We start from the raw sequence: 19,381 nt of genomic DNA, 5'->3' as shown, positions 1-19,381 counted from the left end.
GGATGGCGGGATGACAGATGCCGATCTGATCAAGCGTCTTCAGGCCATTTGCGGGCGGCGGCACGTAATGACCTCGGCCCGCAGCACCCGGCGGTTTCGACGGGGATTCCGATCGGGCGAAGGCGATGCGCTGGCAGTTGTTCAACCCGCCACGCTGCTTGAACAATGGCAGGTGCTGCAAGCCTGCGTTGCCGCCGATAAAATCGTCATCATGCAGGCCGCCAATACCGGCCTGACCGAGGGGTCTACACCCAAAGGCCGCTATGATCGCGATGTGGTGCTGATCAACACACGGCGGATGGATGACCTTCACCTAATCAATGAAGGCAAACAAGTGATCAGTTTTCCCGGCAGCACTCTGTTTGCGCTGGAGAAACTGCTGGCGCCCATCGGACGGCAACCCCATTCCGTGATCGGATCCTCGTGCATCGGCGCATCGGTCGTCGGTGGCGTGTGCAACAATTCGGGCGGCTCGCTGGTCGAGCGTGGCCCTTCCTATACCGAGCTGTCGCTGCACGCGCGCATTACGCTGGATGGTCAGCTTGAGTTGGTCAACCATCTGGGCTTGCAGTTGGGGGATACGCCTGAGGAAATTCTGACCCGCCTCCAGAACGGTGATTTCTCGACGGCTGATATCGAAACGGACAACCGCAAGGCCTCGGATACAGACTACGCGCGCCGGGTGCGCGATGTGGACGCGAATACGCCAGCCCGCTTCAATGCAGACAAGTCTCGTCTGTACGAGGCCGCGGGATGTGCAGGAAAACTGGCTGTCTTCGCCGTCCGGCTGGACACCTACCCCAAGAATGATAGCGAACGCACTTTCTACGTTGGTGCCCAAAACACCAGTGCCTTGACCGAGCTGCGCCGCCGTATCCTTTCTGGGTTCAAGACTTTGCCGGTCAGTGCCGAATACATGCATGAAGAGATTTTTGATATCTCGGATCGCTACGGCAAAGATACCATGGTGATGATCGACAAGCTGGGCACCGACCGATTGCCCACCTTCTTTGCGCTAAAAGGCGCAGTAGATGCGCGGTTGGAAAACATACCGGGTCTTAGCAATTTCACGGATCGGTTCATGCAGTTTGCGATGCGTTTCTGGCCCGATATCCTGCCGCGCCGGATGCGCGCCTATCGGGAACGGTACCCACATCATCTGATCCTAAAGATGCGAGATGGAGGCATCGACGAAACGCGCGAGCTGCTCAATGAAATGACAGCGGATGGCAAGCTGGATTTCTTTGAATGCGACCCGCGCGAAGCCAAGATCGCCGGATTGCATCGCTTTGCCGCCGCGGGTGCGGCCATCCGTTATATGAATGTTCATGCCTCAGAAGTCGAAGATATCATCGCGCTGGATATCGCGCTGCGCCGAAATGACAGTGACTGGTTCGAGGAACTGCCTGCCGAGATCGCGGACCATTTGGTCAGCAAGCTCTACTATGGCCATTTCATGTGCCATGTGCTGCATCAGGACTACGTCGTAAAAAAAGGGGCGGACCCTAAGGCGTTGAAGAGCGCGATGCTAGAGTTGCTGGATAAACGCGGTGCCGAATACCCGGCCGAACATAATGTCGGCCATCTCTATGCGGCAAAACCTGATCTGGCAGCGTTTTACAAGTCGGTCGATCCCACGAACAGCATGAATCCGGGCATTGGCAAGATGTCCCGTAACAAACACTATTCGTAACCCGAGTCGGGCGGCAGCCGTTTGGCTTTACTTAAAGCTGCGGCTGTCCTTGATCTGATCCCAGGCCCAGACGACCTCTTGCAATTGCTCTTCCTGTGACCGGTCGCCGCCGTTCATATCCGGGTGCAGCACCTTGATCAGCTTTTTATAGGCCTTGCGAATCTCGGCTTTCGACCAGCTGTCCTGCGCTTCGAGAATCTCGATCGCGCGGCGCTCGGTGGGTGGTAGGCGGCGGCCGCCGGAATTGGCACGGCCCGGGTTCTTGGTGGCGTTTTCCCCCAGCACCTGATGGGGGTCTTCAATGCCCAGACGTGCCCATGCGCGCGCTTCGGGATCGCCCATCGGTTTGGTTTCACGTTCCCAAACCTTATCCTTCGAGCGTTGCGCGTTCAGCTCGGCCTCGGTCGTGCCGTCGAAGAAGTTCCATTTCTGGTTATATTCACGCACATGCTGCTGACAGAACCAGAAAAAGTCATCCAGCACGTCCGGCGCTTTGGGTGCGCGAAATTTTCCAGCCTCTTCGCAACCCTCATGGTCACAGATTCGCACCGAGGTTTCGGACGCACCAGACATGCCCCGACGCCCGCGCGGCTTCTTTTTCTTTGCGCTGGATACGGACATATCGAATCCAAAGGGATCTGACTTTACCATCTGCTCAACCTCACGAACGCATCTTTTCGACTCGGAGGCAGCAGTTTAATCTAAGCAGCCGAAAGTAGAAGAGGGGGACGGCAATTTATTTGCCGTTGAGCACAAAAATGAGCCTGACTAACGAAATCCGTGACCGATTGCAGGCCGCCTTTGATCCGCGTGAGCTGGAGGTGGTGGACGATAGCGAAAGTCACCGAGGACATGCCGGGTATCAGGAAGGTGGTGAAAGCCATTTCAACGTGCGCATCCGTGCCGCATCGTTTGAAGGCCAGACCCGCGTTGCCCGCCATCGCATGGTACACAAAGCGCTGGGCGATATCGTGCCGCGCATTCATGCGCTGGCGCTGGATATCGATACCTGAGGTCGCAGGGTCCGCGTGCGTAAGGGGTGCAACCGGTGGGCCTGGGGTGAAACGCGACAATCCCGGCAGAATTATTCGTCCGAGACCATACAATGCGGATATCGGTTCCGGTATGTTGATTGAGTTGCACCAACATATGTTCGAAGCCTCGTTGTCAACCAAGCCAGTCGGCAAAGGCCTTGAGCTCAGCCTGACAACTGCGAGGGTGACTAAACTGACCCGGAATAATATTATAGAAATCTGATGTTCTGCAGGCGATAGACATCAGCCCACATATGCATTTTCACGTGACCTTTGCGCGACAAAGCACGTTGGAGTTAAATGATTGTTGGGGGGCTTAAAATTGACATGCCTGTTGAGTGCCTGCTCAAAGAGATTGATCCTGATCCTTCGGCGCCAACCTTTATCAAGACTGCGCATGGGATCATATACCGCTTGGCCACGAACGCATGAGAGTTGGGCGGTCAAACCACTTCCTTGAACATGTAGGTGGTGGGTTCCAATCGGTTCTCGAACGGGTTGCGGCAATAGTTTGGGATTTCTCCGGCAATTTGAAAACCCATGGACTGATAGAGCAGGCGCGAGGGGTCGCTGCTGCGGGTATCCAGCACAAGTGTTGTTCGCTTCAATTCCCGCGCCCGGTTTTCAAGCGCCTCCATTAGCGCACGGCCCAAACCACGACGTCGCGCCTGCGGATGGACCAACAGCTTTGCCACATCTGCGCGATGGGGTTGATTTGGCATTAACGCAGGGATCAGTTGGACCGTGCCAAGTATACGCCCTTCGCCATAGGCGATGAAAAGCTCTAGGCCACCCGCCTTGAGATCAGGTTGCACGCGGTGTTGCCAATAAGCGCGGGCTTCGTTTTGTGAAAACGGAAGGATAAAACCGATGCTGGCCCCGGTATGGACACAGCTGTGCAAGATGTCGGTCAGATCCTCCAGAGCCTCGTCGAAATATGCCGCAGACAGCCGTGTTATCATATCAACACCAGAAGATAGCGGGCGCCGCGTTTGGGCCCGGTCTCGAATCGCGTGGGCCCCGAAAGATGATAGCGCAGGCAATCACCACCGCTCAGCACGTGATCAACTCCGTCTACGGTGAGTGTCAGAACGCCGTCCAACATGATCAGGTGATGTTCTTGCCCGGGCTTGGGCGGGGTGTCATAGGTGATGATGGTTTCGGGGGGCAGATGCCCTTCTATCACTTCTCCGCTGAGGCCGGTTGCGGGCGGGGATACCGACCGGCGCGTAAAGCCGCTTTCGGGATCATGCCATTCCGGCTGTTTCTCAAAAGGAACTTTCGGGTCGAAGCTGTCTTCGACCATCATCAACAGGCGCGACATGGGCAAGCCGTAGGCCGCGCACAGACGGCCAAGGGTTTCAGCGGTTGGGCTGACGTCGCCGTTTTCCAATCGTGATAGGGTGGCCCGACTGATCTTGCTTTGATCTGCAAGTTGTTCCAGCGACCAGCCGCGACGTTGGCGCAGGTCGTTCAGGCGTTTGGCGAGGCGGTTTGAAAGTGTATCTAGCATTGATCACATATGGGAATAAATCTCATATATGGGATCATTAACTAAATCTGTTTCGTCAGCAACAAAAAAAGGGGCGCAGAAAATCCACGCCCCTCAACTGCACGATAGATTGGGAGCCTTACTTCCAGCCAACCTCGTTAAAGATTTTCTGCGCTTCAGGGATGTTCTTGGCGACCTCGGACAGGTTCACTTCATCCGCTTTGAATTCACCCAGGGCTGCAACGTTATCGGCAAGTGCGACACCTTCGACCGCGGGGAACTCATCGTTCCCGTTCGAGAAATAGACCTGCGCCTGATCGCTTGCGAGATACTCGAGGAACTTGATGGCATTCTCTTTGTTCGGCGCATTGGCTGCGACACCAGCACCCGACAGGTTCATATGCGCGCCCTCTGCGTCTTGTGCCGGGAATTGCACGCCGATCATTTCGATATCAGAGCTCAGGCCTTTGACGTCTTTGCGCATAGCGCGGGCAAAGTAGTATGAGTTCGACACTGCGATCTCGCACTCACCCGAGACGATGCCGCGTAGTTGGTCAGTGTCGCCGCCTTGCGGTTCGCGCGCCATGTTGGCGACAATACCCTGGGCCCAATTCTCGGCTTCTTCAGCGCCGTGATTGGTGATGATCGAAGCCAAAAGTGTCTGGTTATATGTGTTGCTGGACGAGCGGATGCAGATCAGACCCTCATATTCGGGCTTGGCCAGATCAAGATAGGTTGCGGGCGGGTTGGAAACCTCGGCCTTGTCGAAAAAGATGATCCGCGCGCGCTGCGAGAAGCCGTACCACTGGTTGTCTTCGTCCTGCAGGTTCGCCGGGATACGCTCTTCCAGAACAGCGCTTTCGACCGGCTGCAGGATGCCAGCGTTCTTGGCACGGGCAAGACGTGATGTGTCGACTGTCAGAAGAATGTCAGCGGGTGAGTTTGCGCCTTCAGCCTCCATCCGCGCGATCAGCTCATCCGCTTTGCCTTCGATACGGTTGATGGTGATGCCGGTGGCCTCTTCAAAGTCAGAATACAGGCGCTCGTCCGTGTCGTAGTGGCGCGACGAATACAGGTTCAGTTCTCCGTCGGCGGCGGCCGATGTGGCGATCAGAGCCGTCAGCGCGGCGGCGATACATGTGGAGGATTTCAGCATGATGTGTCCCAGCTTTAGAATTCTTTGCGGGCGATTTCCCGACTGAAATAGTCAATTAGACAATTTCACGAGAGATGCAAGCAATTCCGACAAAATTACTTGGTCAAATTGTCGCCGACGGGTTTGGGTGCGAAATATAGCCAAAAGTGAAACATGCGGTAGTCGGTAGCAGTTGAAGCAACCGGATCGGATCAATCCTTATCACGCATCAGTCCAACGCCTAGCAAAAGGCGTTAAGGTCAGGGCGTTCTGCTCCGGCGCGGCACTACTGGATCAAGAATGTCGATAATCTTGGAGCATAGCTCAGCAGGACCAAGACTGTGGCAACCGCGATCAAGAAGGGCCAGAGAGATTTCAAGATTGTCCCGGGGCTCGTGCCGCTCATCGAGGATGCGATGTAAAGGCCGATGCCCACGGGTGGGGTCAGCAGGCCAAGAACAAGGTTCAGGCAGACCACGACCCCGAACTGATAAGGGCTTATATCGTACGACCCTGTGGCAATTGGCAGTAGTATGGGTGTGATCAGAATGATGGCAGCGATACCGTCGATCACCATACCAACCAGCAGCAAAGCGATATTCACGATCAGCAGGAACATGAATGGGTCAGAGGTAATCGATGTGATGAGGCTTGCAAGTTGTTGCGGGATCTCTTCGTAGATGATCACCCAGCCAAACACGCTGGCCGCAGCAATCATGAACAGGATCATCGACGCGTTCGAAGCGGTACGCTTGAACATCTCACCCAAATTTTGGGGCTTCAGGTCACCATAGATCAGCCATCCAACCAGAAAGGCGATCAGCGATGCGATGGCGGCGGATTCGGTGGGCGTGGCGATCCCGAACAGGATACCCCCGATGATCGACACTGGAATCAGCAGCGCGGGCAGGGCCGAGATCAGGGCCTGTATGGCATCAGCGCGCAACATCCAGACACCCTTGGGAAACTGCTGCGACCAGCCGATTAGGGCTATCACGAATGCAAAGGCTCCGGCCAATAGAAGCCCCGGAATGATCCCGGCAATGAACATGTCTCCGATGGGGATCTGTGCCAAAACACCAAAGATGACGAACATCATCGACGGAGGAATGACCGGCGCCAGCAGGCCTCCAGCTGCAGTCGTCGCGGCGGCGAAGCCCTTGTCATAGCCCTCTTCCTGCATCGCGGGGACCATGGCGCGGGACATCACCGCGATCTGAGCGGTGGCCGAGCCAATGATGGCCGCCATGAACATATTGGCCAGCAGGTTGATATAGGCCAAACCTCCGCGAAACCCGCCCACAAAAACACGCGCCAATGAAACCAGACGACGAGTCATACCTCCTTCGTTCATCAGCTCTCCGGTCAGCATGAAAAGAGGGATCGCCAATAGCCCGTAGTTCTCTAGTCCACCGAACATCTTTTGCGCGAAACTGTCATACAGAACCGTGTTGCCGCTTTCCCAGATATACCAGATCGCGGTGATCGCCAGAACGACCGCAACGGGAACTGACAATAGCAGCGTCGCCAGAAAGACAATCGGGCTCATACGGGTGCACCCTCGGATGGACGCGCCAAGAGGTGCATCGTGGAATGTAGCGTGGCACCCAGCGCAAACAGCCACATGACGAGCCAGAACAGGAATTTCGGCAGCCCGAGTGTCAGGGTTGGCTCGGCATAGATGAAGTTGAAGGTGCTCCCCTGGAACGCCATCGTGTCAAACCCGGCCTGCGCGATGTCGAGCGGTAGGAACCAGCGCCAACAGAACCACAGCATCGCAATAGCAAACGCAAACACGACGATATCAACGGCTTTTCGGATGATCGGCTTGATCGGTTCGGGCACCTGATCGGAGAGGATTGTAATCGAAACCGAGTTTCGATGATGCAGTGCTGCCGACGCGCCAAGAAACGTCATCCAGACCATTGCATAGATTGCCAATTCATCGACCCAGAACAATGCATTTCCTGCGCTTCGTGTAACCACGTTCAGCAAGATCAACAGGGTGACGCAAACCGCAAGCGCTGCCGCGCACCACAACTCGACCCGCGCCCATGCGGCTGACAGCCGGTACAACATCACCGATCCCCTAAACAAAAGGGCGCAGGATCGACCCGCGCCCTTTCCCTGATACGTTCAATTCTACTTGGTTTCTGCCGCAGTCGCGCGCAATGCGTCAAGGGATGAGGTCTTTTCCGACCAGATGCCGTTCCATTCTTCGATCGCATCGCCGAAGAACGAGGCATCCACTTTTTTGTAGGCTTTGCCGGTGCCCTCAATCTGTTCCAGCCACTTCGCTTCGTTGGCGACATAGGCATCGATGGTGCTGTCCACATGTTTGGCCATCAGATCGCCAATCATCGCGCGATCTTCGTCGGACAATCCGGCCCAGACTTTGGCTGAAACCAATCCGACCATCGGGAACATCATGTGATCAGATTGTACGATCGTGTCGGCGTGGTCGTAGTATTTCAGCACCCAGATCAGTTCGGCGTCCATATCAATGGCGTCGACCTGCCCATTGGCCAGCGCGTCATAGACCGCAGGCAACGGCATAGGCGTAGGCGCGGCCCCGACCGCGTTATAGAAATCGAGGATCGGCGTGAAAGGCGTGATGCGCAGTTTCAGACCCGACAAGTCGTCGGCGGATGACACATCGCCCCGGCTAACGATTTGGCGCAGCCCGGCCATTCCGTAACCAACGCCAACAACGCCGACCTGTCCGGGCAGGGGCTCTAGCATCGTTTTGGCTGTGTCCGAACGCAGGATACGCCCCGCATGGCCGATATCGTCTGCCAGATAGGGCGCGTAAAAAGCCCCTAGTTCAGGGGCGCGGTTCGAAACCTCGGCGACGGTCATGAACGCCATGTCCAGCGCACCGGTCTGCAATTGTTGCAGCATCTCGGCCTCATTGCCCAGCTGACGCGCCGGGAAGACCGAAACGGAATGCGCTCCGCCACTGGCCTCGTTCAGCTCAGCGCCAAATGACTCGGCAGCTTTTGTCCAGATATGCGGTGGTGGCGTGATCAAGCCCAGACGAAATTCTTCAGCCTGAGCGGCAAGAGATGTCGCAGCCAGTACGGCAGCAGATGCGGCGATCTTAGCAAGATGTTTCATGTCTTCCCCTGTTGTTATTGCGTCAGAGTGTGACCCAGCCCTCTGGTGGCTCTTTTCCCGGATGCACGGTCTGGCAGTTCGGGCATGTTCGGTCTTCTACTGATGCATAGAATTTTTCGTAGACGGGCGGCAAGTCTTTGACGATTGATTGCAATTGCATCTCAGCCCGGTGAACCAGCGATCCGCATTCGAAACAGTACCACTCGATAGCATCCAACTCGCCCGTTTGCCGCTTGGGTTCTATGACCAGCCCGATCGAGCCCTCTTGCGGGCGCTGCGGCGAATGGCGCACATGTGGCGGCAGCAGGAAAATCTCACCTTCGCGGATTGGAACGTCATAGAAGTCCTCTCCGTCGAACAGTTTCAACACCATGTCGCCTTCGAGCTGGTAAAAGAACTCTTCAACCGGGTCGTCATGATAATCGGTCCGCTTGTTCGGCCCGCCGACCACGGTGACCATGAGATCGGCATCTTCCCAGATTTGCTGATTTCCAACAGGTGGTTTCAATAGGTGACGGTGTTCGTCGATCCATTTCTGAAAATTGAATGCACGTAGCTTCGACATGGCCCTCTCCCTGATCAGGAAAGTTTGGCCTGTTTTTCCATAACTGCAAAGAATTTATCCGGAATTGGATATCTCGTTTTCTTATAGCTCTGCCGCAGTGGGAGCCTGGATCGCATTAATGTCGTGCCCTGAGGTCGACCGCGCTCATCAAGGCACAAAAAAACCGCGCTCAGAGGCGCGGTTTCTTTAAACGGTTATGTGCAGTTCTCAGCCCTGGCGAGCTTTGAACTTGCGCTGCGTCTTGTTGATCACGTAGACGCGGCCTTTGCGACGCACAACCCGGCAATCACGATGCCGGTTCTTGAGCGAGCGGAGCGAGTTCTTGACCTTCATGGTCTGTCTCCAATCTGCGGCGCCTTCATCAAAGACGTGGCCAGCGCCTGGGTTAATCGGGTGCCCCGGAAAACCGGAACAATGAATTCATGGTGGGCGGTACAAGGATCGAACTTGTGACCCCTTCGATGTCAACGAAGTGCTCTACCGCTGAGCTAACCGCCCATGAAACCGTTGCGTGACCTGCCCCATAACGAAATGGGGCGCGGAACCCCGCGCCGGTAGCGGGGTCTATAAAAGGAGTCGTTAGGGGGATCAAGGGGTTTGGCAGAACTATTTTACGGTCTATGTTGAGTGCGAACAACGGAGAACCCATGTCCGATATCGCACCACATTCAGCCTATGTTCTGGATATGCCAGCAGAGCGTACATCCTGTGTGGTGTTTGCGTCACCGCATAGCGGCAGAACCTACCCAGAGTCGTTGTTGAAACGAACTGTGCTGAGCCGCAATGTGATTCGTTCGTCCGAGGACGCTTATGTTGATCAGCTTTTTTCTTCAGCGGCCGAATTTGGTGCCCCATTGCTGGCGGCCTCCATGTCACGTGCCTATCTGGACCTTAATCGCAACTCTGATGAGCTGGACCCGGCGCTGATACAAGGCGCGCGGCGCCATGGGCATAATCCACGCGTCACGTCCGGTTTGGGAGTGATCCCCCGCGTGGTGGCAAATGGCCGGGCGATATACAGCGGCAAATTGACGATGGATGAGGCGCGTTTGCGGATCGATACCTATTGGCGTCCGTATCATGCGCGCCTGAAATCTCTGTTGGCCGAATCGCATCAGAATTTTGGGCAGGCGATCCTTATTGATTGCCATTCGATGCCGCATGAGGCGGTGGCGATGGCCGGTGGTGCGCGCAGCGGGCAGCCCGAAATCGTGCTGGGTGATCGGTTTGGTGCCGCAGCCTCGGGAGTGATTGTCGATCAGATTGAGGCCGCCTTTGCCGAAGCCGGTCTAAACGTGGTGCGCAATACGCCCTTTGCCGGCGCTTATGTTACCCAGACATATGGTCGGCCTAGCCGCCACCAACATGCTGTCCAGATTGAAATTGATAGGTCTCTCTATATGGATGAGGAGACTATTCAGCCGAATGGGAATTTCGAAGCATTGCGTGATGTGTTGCGGCAGGTCACGGCGCAGATTGTCGGGATCGGGTCTGATCCAATGTCCCTGGCGGCCGAATAACCTAGCGCAACGCGCGCCCCTTTACGATTGCATCGCTTCCGAAACGACGCCGGATTTCATCAGTCGCGCGCTCTGCCTGTGATCTGCGCGCGGCACCGGGGTCCAAAAGATCACCAGAGATATCGGCTTGTTCTTCCGAGCACAAATCGGACAATCCGCATCCCAGCAGGCGATAAGGTCCCTGATCTCCGACCTGATCAAATAAGCCGCGCGCAGTGCGGTAAATCCGGTCGGCGATCTGGGTCGCGTCATGCAGAGACACCCGCCGCGTGATAATCTTGTGGTTGGCGCGCTTCAGCTTTAGCGTCACCACTCGACCCGCCAACCCTCTGGCCTTGGCCCGGTCCGCCACCTTCTCGGACAGGCGCCATATGTGGCCGTCCAGAACATCGATACTGGCGGTGTCTTCGAAAAAGGTGGTCTCGTTGCTGATCGACTTCATCGGCGTATGGGCCGAAACCCGGCGTTTGTCCTGCCCGCGCGCGAGATGCCACAGGCGATAGCCCATTGATCCGAACCGTGCTGTCAGCGCTTCTTGATCCCAGCGTAGAAGATCAGCGAAGGTACGAATCCCGGCGCGGTCCAGCGAATCCTGCGCAGCAGGTCCGATGCCCCAGATCAGCCGCACGGGTTTGTCATGCAGAAACTCTGCCGTCTCTGCCTTGCCGATCACCGAAAATCCGCGCGGTTTGTCCAGATCTGATGCCACTTTCGCCAGAAACTTGTTGTGGCTCAGACCGATTGATCCGGTCAGGCCCAGTTCGTCCTTCATCCTTTTCACCAGCCGTGCCAGCATCACCGCTGGCGGCGCGCCGTGCAGCCGTTCGGTGCCGGACAGATCCATGAACGCCTCGTCCAGTGACAGAGGCTCCACATCCGGAGTGAGCTCATCCATCATTGCGCGAATCTCGCGCGAGACGCTGGCATAAAGCGACATGCGCGGCCGGATCACTACCGCATCAGGGCACAGGGCCAGCGCCTTGAACATAGGCATGGCCGAGCGTACGCCCCGGATGCGCGCCACATAGCAGGCGGTCGACACCACCCCGCGCTTGCCACCACCGATGATCACAGGCTTATCCGCCAAATCAGGATTGTCGCGTTTCTCGACCGAAGCGTAGAACGCATCGCAATCCATATGCGCGATCGTCAGATCAAACAGTTCGGGATGTGCCTTCACACGCGGGCTGCCGCAGGACGGGCAGCGCTGGCCGTGTTTTAATTGGCTCAGGCAATCGCGACAGATGGCGGGCATTGTTGGGTCTTTCCGGCCAGATGCGGCTTGGCTCAGTCATTCTATCGGCTAGAATTTACCCTGAATGTGGTGGAATAAAAAGGGCAGCTATGGATTTCATCGGAGCCAAAACCGCCGTGTTTCTGGGCGATGATCTTCTGGTGATCGAGAGGGACCAAAAACCGGATATCCTGTTCCCGGGCTATCTCGATTTCCCGGGCGGCGGGCGGGAACCCGGCGAAACACCCATCGAATGCGCCCTGCGCGAGACCTTGGAAGAGCTTGGATTGCAGCTGTCCGCCAACGACCTCATCTGGTCGCGGCAATACGGTCAAAACTGGTTCTTCGTCACGCGACGTCCATCAGCTGACGTCAAATTGATCCGCTTTGGCGATGAGGGGCAGGGGTGGAAGCTGATATCTCCGCTAGATTACCTGTCTCATCCGCTGGCGATCCCGAACTTCGTAAACCGCCTGCAAGACTATTTGTCCGAGGCAAATTCGTTCAGCGCTGTTTAAGAAGAAAACCCCCCGCGCTTGCGGGGGGAAGTAACGGATCTCAGGAAGACGCGATCCGTTGGGGAGTGTCTCGCCCACAGAATCGCGCAAAACGGCTTGTTTCGATAGGTGTAAGCCGGGCGTGTCAATACTCACATCTTGAATGTGTGTTTTGGGGCACAGGGGCATTATGGCGCGGTCAGTCGGGAAATTGACCTAACGTCAACTGTTTGCGCGTTGTTCTTGCCACAATTTCCGCCTGATTCCCGGAGGCTGGCTAGTGACGTGTCAAAGAATTTAACTCATTCAAAACGGCCTGAGCCGCTGCTTTGGGATCATCCGCCTGATAGATTGGACGGCCCACAACGATATGATCCGCGCCATCCCCAATTGCGCTGGCCGGGGTGGCGACCCGTTTCTGATCGCCCATAGCGGCACCTGCCGGGCGGACGCCTGGGGTGACGATCAACCGGCCCTCGGACTGGGGCAGAGCGCGGATCAAGGCAGCCTCTTGCGGGCTAGCGATGACCCCATCCGCTCCGGCCTCGAATGCCTTGGCGGCCCGTTCGACCACCAGCTCTTGCACGTCGCCCGATTTCAGCAGGCTGGCATCCAGATCGTCCCGGTTCAACGAGGTCAGGATCGTCACCGCCAGAATTTTCAGGTCTTTGCCCGCAGCACCTTCTTTCGCGGCGTGCACCACATGCGGATCGCCATGCACGGTCAGAAAATCCAGATCGAACTGCGCCAGCCCGCGCACGGCATTTTCCACCGTATTGCCGATATCGAACAGCTTCATGTCCAAGAATATGCGCTTGCCGTGATCCTGCTTCAGCTCATTGGCCAGCGCCAGCCCACCACCCGTCAGCATGCCCAGCCCGATCTTGTAAAACGACACAGCATCGCCCAGCCGCTCGGCCATGGCCAGCCCCTGCAGGGCGTTCGGGACATCGAGGGCTACAATCAAACGGTCATCGGACATGGGGGCGCTCCTTTTTGGCAAACGTCTGCGTCGTAACGGGTTCGGCACGCTCTGTCCATCTGGGTGAGGCATGTCACGCAGAATTTCCCCGATTGTGCTATGGTGCGGTCATTCAAGCCGAGGGATAGAGTTATGAAAAAGATGTTTGCGATTGGCGCAGTGCTGATGCTGGCCGCCTGCGAGGAAACCCCACCAAGCACCCCGCCCGAAACCGGCGCTGCCCCTGCCCCGACCAATGACAACCTGCCACTTGTCCGAGGCTACCGGTCCGAAGATGATTGGTGTCAGCTCACCGGTGAAAGCGCCTTTACCGTCGAGTTTCTGGACCATACCGCCGATCTTGTCTCGTGCCCTACAGGTAGTAGCGCCGAGCAATCGCTGCTTGAGATGTATAATGCCCAAAAGATGGCGGAAACAGGTGGATATTCGGTCTATTCGATCCCGCGCGGCTAACGGCGGAATTCTCCGTGCAGCCCCTTGAATGGGCAAAGATATTTCCCAGATTGAATGTGAGGCCCAGACCGATACGTGCCGCCAAGCGGGCGCATCCAAACCGGGCGCTTAAGAAAAGGAGAATGCTATGGACTTGAACAAGTTCACCGAGCGGGCACGAGGCTTTGTGCAAGCGGCGCAGACCATTGCGCTGCGTGAGGGGCACCAGAGGCTGGAACCCACACATATACTGAAAGCATTGATGGACGACGATCAGGGGCTGGCGAGCAACCTGATCACACGCGCGGGCGGTGCGCCAAGCCGCGTGGTTGAGGCTCTGGACGCCGCGATGGGCAAGATCCCAAAGGTCAGCGGTGACGCGAGCCAGATTTATATGGATGGCCAGACGGCCAAGGTGCTGGACGAGGCCGGAAAGATCGCCACCAAGGCGGGCGACAGTTTTGTGCCGGTCGAGCGTGTGTTGATGGCGCTGTGTATGGTGAAATCCAAAGCCAAAGAAGCATTGGAAGCTGGTGCCGTATCTGCGCAGAAGCTGAACGAAGCGATCAACGATATCCGCAAGGGTCGCACCGCTGACACCGCATCGGCGGAAGAGGGCTATGATGCGCTCAAGAAATACGCGCGCGATCTGACCGAGGCCGCCGCCGAAGGTAAGATCGACCCAATCATCGGACGCGATGAGGAAATCCGCCGTTCGATGCAGGTTCTATCGCGGCGGACCAAAAATAACCCGGTTCTGATCGGGGAACCCGGCGTCGGTAAAACCGCAATCGCCGAGGGCATGGCCCTGCGCATCGTCAACGGTGACGTGCCGGAGTCGCTGAAAGACAAGAAGCTGCTTGCGCTCGACATGGGTGCGCTGATCGCTGGCGCGAAATACCGTGGTGAGTTCGAAGAACGCCTCAAGGCCGTTTTGACCGAGGTGACCGAGGCCGCCGGCGAGATCATCCTGTTCATCGACGAAATGCACACTCTGGTTGGCGCCGGTAAGTCCGATGGCGCGATGGATGCAGCAAACCTGATCAAGCCTGCGCTTGCCCGGGGTGAGCTGCATTGTATCGGTGCGACCACGCTGGATGAGTACCGCAAATACGTGGAAAAGGACGCGGCCCTCGCCCGCCGGTTCCAACCTGTTGTGGTGGCTGAACCCACCGTCGAGGACACGATCAGTATCCTGCGTGGCATCAAGGAAAAGTACGAGTTGCACCATGGCGTGCGGATTTCCGACTCGGCGCTGGTATCGGCGGCAACACTGTCGCATCGCTACATCACCGACCGCTTCCTGCCTGACAAAGCCATCGACCTTGTCGATGAAGCAGCGTCGCGTTTGCGGATGGAGGTGGATTCCAAGCCCGAGGAACTCGATCAGCTTGATCGCCAGATCCTGCAGATGCAGATCGAGGAAGAAGCGCTGAAGCTTGAGGACGACGCGGCCTCGAAGGACCGACTGGAGACCTTGCAAAAGGATCTGGCCGACCTGCAGGAGCAATCCGCCGAGATGACCGCCCAATGGCAAGCCGAACGCGACAAACTTGCGGGTGCGCGTGATCTGAAAGAGCAGCTCGACAAGGCGCGCGCTGATCTGGAAATCGCCAAGCGCGAAGGCAATCTGGCCAAAGCGGGTGAGCTGTCTTACGGTGTCATACCCGAGCTTGAGAAAAAGCTGACCGAGGCCGAGAACGCCGAAAGCAACTCCATGATGGCCGAGGAAACGGTGCGTCCGGAACAGATCGCCAGCGTTGTCGAACGCTGGACCGGTATTCCGACCTCAAAAATGCTGGAAGGCGAGCGCGAGAAATTGCTGCGCATGGAAGATGAGCTGCATTCCCGCGTGATTGGTCAGGATTCGGCAGTGACTGCTGTCGCCAACGCCGTGCGCCGGGCGCGTGCGGGCCTGAATGACGAAGGCCGCCCGCTGGGTTCATTCCTGTTCCTCGGGCCGACTGGTGTGGGTAAAACTGAACTGACCAAAGCCGTGGCGAATTTCCTTTTCGATGACGACAATGCGATGGTGCGCATCGACATGTCCGAGTTCATGGAGAAACACGCGGTTGCTCGTCTGATCGGTGCCCCTCCGGGTTATGTCGGGTATGACGAAGGTGGCGTGCTGACCGAGGCCGTGCGGCGCAGGCCCTATCAGGTCGTGCTGTTTGACGAGGTCGAAAAGGCGCACCCGGATGTGTTCAACGTGCTGCTGCAGGTTCTCGACGATGGTGTGCTGACCGATGGTCAAGGCCGCACCGTGGACTTTAAACAGACGCTGATCATCCTGACGTCGAACCTCGGGTCTCAGGCGCTGAGCCAACTGCCCGAAGGTGCCGACAGCGCGCAAGCGCGTCGCGATGTGATGGATGCGGTCCGGGCGCATTTCCGGCCGGAATTCCTGAACCGTCTGGACGAAACCATCATCTTCGACCGTCTCAAGAGGGCCGATATGGATGGCATCGTCGATATCCAGATGGCACGTCTGCAGAAACGTCTGGCCGCCCGCAAGATCGAGCTTGCGCTGGATGATGGCGCCAAGGAATGGCTGGCCAACGAAGGCTATGACCCGGTCTTTGGTGCGCGTCCGCTGAAACGGGTGATCCAGCGCGCGTTGCAGAACCCGCTGGCCGAAGCCTTGCTGGCTGGCGAGATCAAGGATGGCGAAACCGTTCCAGTGACAGCCGGAACTGAGGGTTTAATCATCGGAGACCGATTGGGAACTTCTGAGCGTCCGCGACCGGACGATGCAGTGGTTCACTAAAGCGCTAAAAATGAAAAGACCCGCCAAAACTGGCGGGTCTCTTTGTATGACAGCACAACGCTGAAATGCCATAGATCAAGCCTGCCCTGACAAGTCTTGAGCCAACATCATGGCATTGCCATCAAGATCATAAAACGTCGCTGTGCTGACCATCCCTTCAATTGTCTCGGTGTCTCCGTCAAATCGGACGCCAGCCCCTTCCAAGGCGCCGCGTGCGATGACGATATCTGAAACACCAAATACAGGGACGGTATTGCCCGGCGCAGGCTCGGCTTGCTCGCCAAGGCCAAGGGTCACGCCGTCGGTTTTTGTCAACATCTCGCTCCACCCAGCTTCATCAAAATGATGGAGCAATTCGAACCCGAGCTTCTCATTATACCACTTCGCGCTTGCGTGGCGGTCTTTGACCGAGATTGCGAGTGTGATGGTGTTTTCTAAGGAAACGAGAGACATGGAACTTTCCTTTTGTCCTAAAATAAAGTAACTATACATTATGGACATAAAGCTACTTGTCAAGCTTACCTCTCGGGCCTGGTCGCTGAACATTCTCGCGCAGCTACACCAAGGGGTTCCCGGCAGGCAGGCCCCATTGCTCGCCGCTATCGGCGCAAGCCGGACAGCATTTGCGGCAAGTCTTGAACATCTGGTCAGCCTTGGCTTGCTTGAACGGAACCCGGGCCACGGCCACCCTCTGCGACCTGAATTCCGTTTGACCAAAATCGGGGTTCAGGCGGCGGCAGTAGCAGCAGAGATCGTGGCTTTGGTGCCAGATGATACTGAATTGAAGTTACTGCGCCGCAGTTGGACGATTCCTATTCTGGCGTTGACTCGCCAACCCCGGCGCTTTTCAGGTCTTAGGTCAGATCTCCGGGTGATTACTGATCGTGCATTGTCATCCTCGCTCAAGCAATTAGAAGCGCAGGACTGGGTGCGGCGCGATATCGAAACTTCGGCCCGGTTGCCTTTTCCGACCTATCAGGCGGTCAATCTAGGCTGCGAAATAAACCGTGTTGTCGGCTTGAATATCGTGTGACTGCTATTCCCGCGCCAAAGCATGACCGGTTTACGTTACAATCCGTTCGCTCAATCGTTACGCCTGTTTCCTTGGCTCTGTGTTATCAGGCCTTACCTCACTTTCGAGGACAACGAACGACGGAGAACCAAATGGCGCATCGCTGGACCAACAAACTGACGCATGCAGACGTCACCCCAAGGGCGGCGTTCCTGAACCGGCGGCAGGTCATGGCCGGTTTGGCGGGTGTTGGGCTGGCGGGCCTTGCGCGACCTGCGACGGCCGAGACGTTAGAGCCGAACACATGGGAAGAGATCACCTCGTACAACAACTATTATGAGTTCGGGACTCGTAAGGACGATCCCGCCAAATATGCTCACACTCTGGTGACCGAGCCCTGGAGCGTTACCATCGATGGGCTGGTGGATCGTCCGGGAGAGTATGACTTCAAAGATATCATGTCCGAAATGACCGTTGAGGAGCGAATCTATCGTTTCCGTTGTGTCGAGGCATGGTCGATGGTCATCCCATGGAACGGGTTCGAACTGGCGGATTTGCTTGATATGGCCGGGGTTCAGGAAGGCGCGAAATACGTCGCCTTCGAGACCGCATATCGCCCGGATGAGATGCCGGGTGTTGCATATCCGGTGCTCGAATGGCCCTACCGCGAAGGCTTGCGGCTGGATGAGGCTATGCATCCTTTAACCATTATGGCAACTGGTATCTATGGAAAAACGATCCCTAACCAGAATGGTGCCCCGTTGAGGCTGATTGTTCCGTGGAAATACGGTTTCAAATCGATCAAATCGATTGTGCGTATCACTCTGACGGACACGCAGCCCCCAACCAGCTGGAACATGGCAGGTCCGCGGGAATATGGTTTCTACAGCAATGTGAACCCCAATGTGGATCATCCGCGCTGGTCCCAGGCCTCGGAACGCCAAATCGGCGGAGGTTTGTTTGCAAAGCGAATTCCGACGCTGATGTTCAACGGCTATGAGGACGAGGTTGCCAGCCTTTACGAAGGTATGGACCTGGCAAAGAACTACTGAGATGATTCAGCGCCTCAACGATCTCTTGCGACGGGTTCCTGTCTGGGCCGTCTACCTTCTGGGGGCCTTGCCTGCGCCGTGGTTATTCTATCAGGGCATCACTGGTGGGCTTGGGGTTGAACCTATCGAGGCGCTGGAGCATGAATTTGGGGAGCTCGCATTACAGCTATTGATTCTCGGTCTCGCGATTTCACCTTTGCGCCGGTTCGGTGGAATAAATCTGATGAAATTCCGCCGTGCCATAGGTGTTCTGACATTCTTGTATGTGGCTGTTCATTTATTGGTTTGGCTCATTCTGGATGTTCAGATCCCCAGTCAGATTTGGGCGGACATCATCAAGCGGCCCTACATCACAGTTGGCATGGCTGCGTTTGTCCTGATGCTGCCTCTTGCGATCACGTCCAACAACTGGTCGGTTCGCCGCCTTGGCCCTCGATGGCGCAAATTACATCGCTTGGTTTACCCAGCCGCGATTCTTGGGGCTGTGCATTATGTGATGTTGGCGAAGGGCTTTCAGATCGAGCCCTTGGTTTACCTTGCGATCATTCTCGGGCTTTTGGTGGTACGCCTGCCAGTCTCATCCATTCTGTTCCGTACCCGGCGGGTCGATTCCGCCTGAACCGCAGCCGAGTCTGTGGGTAAACATCTGGATAGGTGCATTAAGCATCAAATCATGGTTGAGGATCCGCGCGAATGCGGGGATTTCGCCAGCGGATATTAACGTAAATGATTGTTAAATAATGATTTAATGAAGTTCTCCCATTTTTTCTTTGTTTTCTTGAATTTTCTGCTTGCGGATATGATTGGTTATACTTAGAACGCCCTTCACCGGCGCTGCTGAGGCGGTTG

At 56.5% G+C, this 19,381-nt stretch carries 21 protein-coding genes and 1 tRNA gene; 9 read left to right on the top strand and 13 right to left on the bottom strand.

Translation table 11 applies throughout. The annotated features are described in order from the left end of the window. Positions 1-10: 10 nt before the first annotated feature. Positions 11-1,693: a D-lactate dehydrogenase gene (gene dld, locus ACR0NN_RS23015; protein ID WP_170727188.1), complete on the top strand. Its 1,683-nt coding sequence runs from the start codon at positions 11-13 to the stop codon at positions 1,691-1,693. A 27-nt stretch (positions 1,694-1,720) separates the two neighbouring features. Here the strand turns inward: dld and ACR0NN_RS23010 are convergent, their stop codons facing one another. Further along, positions 1,721-2,344: a DnaJ domain-containing protein gene (locus ACR0NN_RS23010; RefSeq protein WP_010441101.1), complete on the bottom strand. Its 624-nt coding sequence runs from the start codon at positions 2,342-2,344 to the stop codon at positions 1,721-1,723. Between the two features lie 107 nt (positions 2,345-2,451). On the opposite strand from ACR0NN_RS23010, the gene ACR0NN_RS23005 reads away from it, so the two are divergent. Next, complete coding sequence (locus tag ACR0NN_RS23005; protein WP_170727186.1) at positions 2,452-2,706, top strand: BolA family protein; 255 nt, start codon at positions 2,452-2,454, stop codon at positions 2,704-2,706. 464 nt (positions 2,707-3,170) lie between these two features. Here ACR0NN_RS23005 and ACR0NN_RS23000 read toward each other — a convergent pair whose 3' ends face one another. From ACR0NN_RS23000 to ACR0NN_RS22960, 9 genes are all read right to left on the bottom strand, one after another. Further along, on the bottom strand, positions 3,171-3,689 hold the full coding sequence (locus tag ACR0NN_RS23000) for a GNAT family N-acetyltransferase (RefSeq protein ID WP_170727182.1): 519 nt from the start codon (positions 3,687-3,689) through the stop codon (positions 3,171-3,173). Further along, positions 3,686-4,240 (bottom strand): helix-turn-helix transcriptional regulator, encoded by a 555-nt coding sequence (locus tag ACR0NN_RS22995; RefSeq protein ID WP_170727178.1) that lies wholly within the window; start codon positions 4,238-4,240, stop codon positions 3,686-3,688. The genes ACR0NN_RS23000 and ACR0NN_RS22995 overlap by 4 nt, the downstream gene beginning before the upstream one ends. A gap of 118 nt (positions 4,241-4,358) precedes the next feature. Beyond that, a complete protein-coding gene (locus ACR0NN_RS22990; RefSeq protein ID WP_170727175.1) occupies positions 4,359-5,375 on the bottom strand; it encodes a Fe(3+) ABC transporter substrate-binding protein in 1,017 nt (338 codons plus the stop codon). Between the two features lie 265 nt (positions 5,376-5,640). Then, complete coding sequence (locus tag ACR0NN_RS22985; protein WP_170727173.1) at positions 5,641-6,903, bottom strand: TRAP transporter large permease; 1,263 nt, start codon at positions 6,901-6,903, stop codon at positions 5,641-5,643. After that, positions 6,900-7,433: a TRAP transporter small permease subunit gene (locus tag ACR0NN_RS22980; protein WP_170727171.1), complete on the bottom strand. Its 534-nt coding sequence runs from the start codon at positions 7,431-7,433 to the stop codon at positions 6,900-6,902. Before ACR0NN_RS22980 ends, ACR0NN_RS22985 begins: the two co-directional genes overlap by 4 nt. Positions 7,434-7,496: 63 nt before the next feature. Then, positions 7,497-8,471, bottom strand: coding sequence for a TRAP transporter substrate-binding protein (locus tag ACR0NN_RS22975; RefSeq protein WP_170727168.1), 975 nt, complete (start codon positions 8,469-8,471; stop codon positions 7,497-7,499). 22 nt (positions 8,472-8,493) lie between these two features. Further along, complete coding sequence (locus tag ACR0NN_RS22970; protein WP_170727164.1) at positions 8,494-9,036, bottom strand: 3-hydroxyanthranilate 3,4-dioxygenase; 543 nt, start codon at positions 9,034-9,036, stop codon at positions 8,494-8,496. 207 nt (positions 9,037-9,243) lie between these two features. Continuing rightward, positions 9,244-9,369, bottom strand: a complete 126-nt coding sequence (gene ykgO, locus ACR0NN_RS22965; protein WP_005648635.1) for a type B 50S ribosomal protein L36 — start codon at positions 9,367-9,369, stop codon at positions 9,244-9,246. Positions 9,370-9,459: 90 nt separating this feature from the next. Further along, positions 9,460-9,534 (bottom strand) — tRNA-Val (locus ACR0NN_RS22960). Positions 9,535-9,683: 149 nt separating this feature from the next. On the opposite strand from ACR0NN_RS22960, the gene ACR0NN_RS22955 reads away from it, so the two are divergent. Beyond that, complete coding sequence (locus ACR0NN_RS22955) at positions 9,684-10,556, top strand: N-formylglutamate amidohydrolase (protein ID WP_170727162.1); 873 nt, start codon at positions 9,684-9,686, stop codon at positions 10,554-10,556. A 1-nt stretch (position 10,557) separates the two neighbouring features. Here the strand turns inward: ACR0NN_RS22955 and ACR0NN_RS22950 are convergent, their stop codons facing one another. Continuing rightward, on the bottom strand, positions 10,558-11,811 hold the full coding sequence (locus ACR0NN_RS22950) for a DNA polymerase IV (protein ID WP_170727159.1): 1,254 nt from the start codon (positions 11,809-11,811) through the stop codon (positions 10,558-10,560). Positions 11,812-11,900: 89 nt separating this feature from the next. Here ACR0NN_RS22950 and ACR0NN_RS22945 point away from each other — a divergent pair, with 89 nt between their 5' ends. Beyond that, positions 11,901-12,308 (top strand): NUDIX hydrolase, encoded by a 408-nt coding sequence (locus tag ACR0NN_RS22945; protein WP_170727157.1) that lies wholly within the window; start codon positions 11,901-11,903, stop codon positions 12,306-12,308. 256 nt (positions 12,309-12,564) lie between these two features. Here the strand turns inward: ACR0NN_RS22945 and pyrF are convergent, their stop codons facing one another. Further along, positions 12,565-13,269 carry an orotidine-5'-phosphate decarboxylase gene (gene pyrF, locus ACR0NN_RS22940; protein ID WP_170727153.1) on the bottom strand — a complete coding sequence of 235 codons (705 nt, stop codon included), beginning with the start codon at positions 13,267-13,269 and terminating at the stop codon, positions 12,565-12,567. Between the two features lie 132 nt (positions 13,270-13,401). On the opposite strand from pyrF, the gene ACR0NN_RS22935 reads away from it, so the two are divergent. Both ACR0NN_RS22935 and clpB read left to right on the top strand, forming a co-directional pair. Continuing rightward, on the top strand, positions 13,402-13,722 hold the full coding sequence (locus ACR0NN_RS22935; protein WP_170727150.1) for a hypothetical protein: 321 nt from the start codon (positions 13,402-13,404) through the stop codon (positions 13,720-13,722). Between the two features lie 127 nt (positions 13,723-13,849). Next, positions 13,850-16,468, top strand: a complete 2,619-nt coding sequence (gene clpB, locus ACR0NN_RS22930) for an ATP-dependent chaperone ClpB (protein ID WP_170727147.1) — start codon at positions 13,850-13,852, stop codon at positions 16,466-16,468. A gap of 75 nt (positions 16,469-16,543) precedes the next feature. Here the strand turns inward: clpB and ACR0NN_RS22925 are convergent, their stop codons facing one another. Beyond that, complete coding sequence (locus ACR0NN_RS22925) at positions 16,544-16,921, bottom strand: VOC family protein (RefSeq protein WP_170727144.1); 378 nt, start codon at positions 16,919-16,921, stop codon at positions 16,544-16,546. Between the two features lie 40 nt (positions 16,922-16,961). Between ACR0NN_RS22925 and ACR0NN_RS22920 the strand changes: the two genes are divergently transcribed. The 3 genes from ACR0NN_RS22920 to msrQ all read left to right on the top strand — a co-directional run bounded on the left by ACR0NN_RS22920 (position 16,962) and on the right by msrQ (position 19,151). Further along, complete coding sequence (locus ACR0NN_RS22920) at positions 16,962-17,501, top strand: winged helix-turn-helix transcriptional regulator (protein ID WP_170727141.1); 540 nt, start codon at positions 16,962-16,964, stop codon at positions 17,499-17,501. A 131-nt stretch (positions 17,502-17,632) separates the two neighbouring features. After that, positions 17,633-18,532: a protein-methionine-sulfoxide reductase catalytic subunit MsrP gene (gene msrP, locus ACR0NN_RS22915; RefSeq protein ID WP_170727134.1), complete on the top strand. Its 900-nt coding sequence runs from the start codon at positions 17,633-17,635 to the stop codon at positions 18,530-18,532. 1 nt (position 18,533) lies between these two features. Next, positions 18,534-19,151 carry a protein-methionine-sulfoxide reductase heme-binding subunit MsrQ gene (gene msrQ / locus ACR0NN_RS22910; protein WP_170727130.1) on the top strand — a complete coding sequence of 206 codons (618 nt, stop codon included), beginning with the start codon at positions 18,534-18,536 and terminating at the stop codon, positions 19,149-19,151. Positions 19,152-19,381 lie beyond the last annotated feature (230 nt).

It is taken from the genome of Ruegeria sp. BA2, from assembly GCF_056539605.1.
This window is presented reverse-complemented; position numbering and strand designations above follow the sequence as displayed.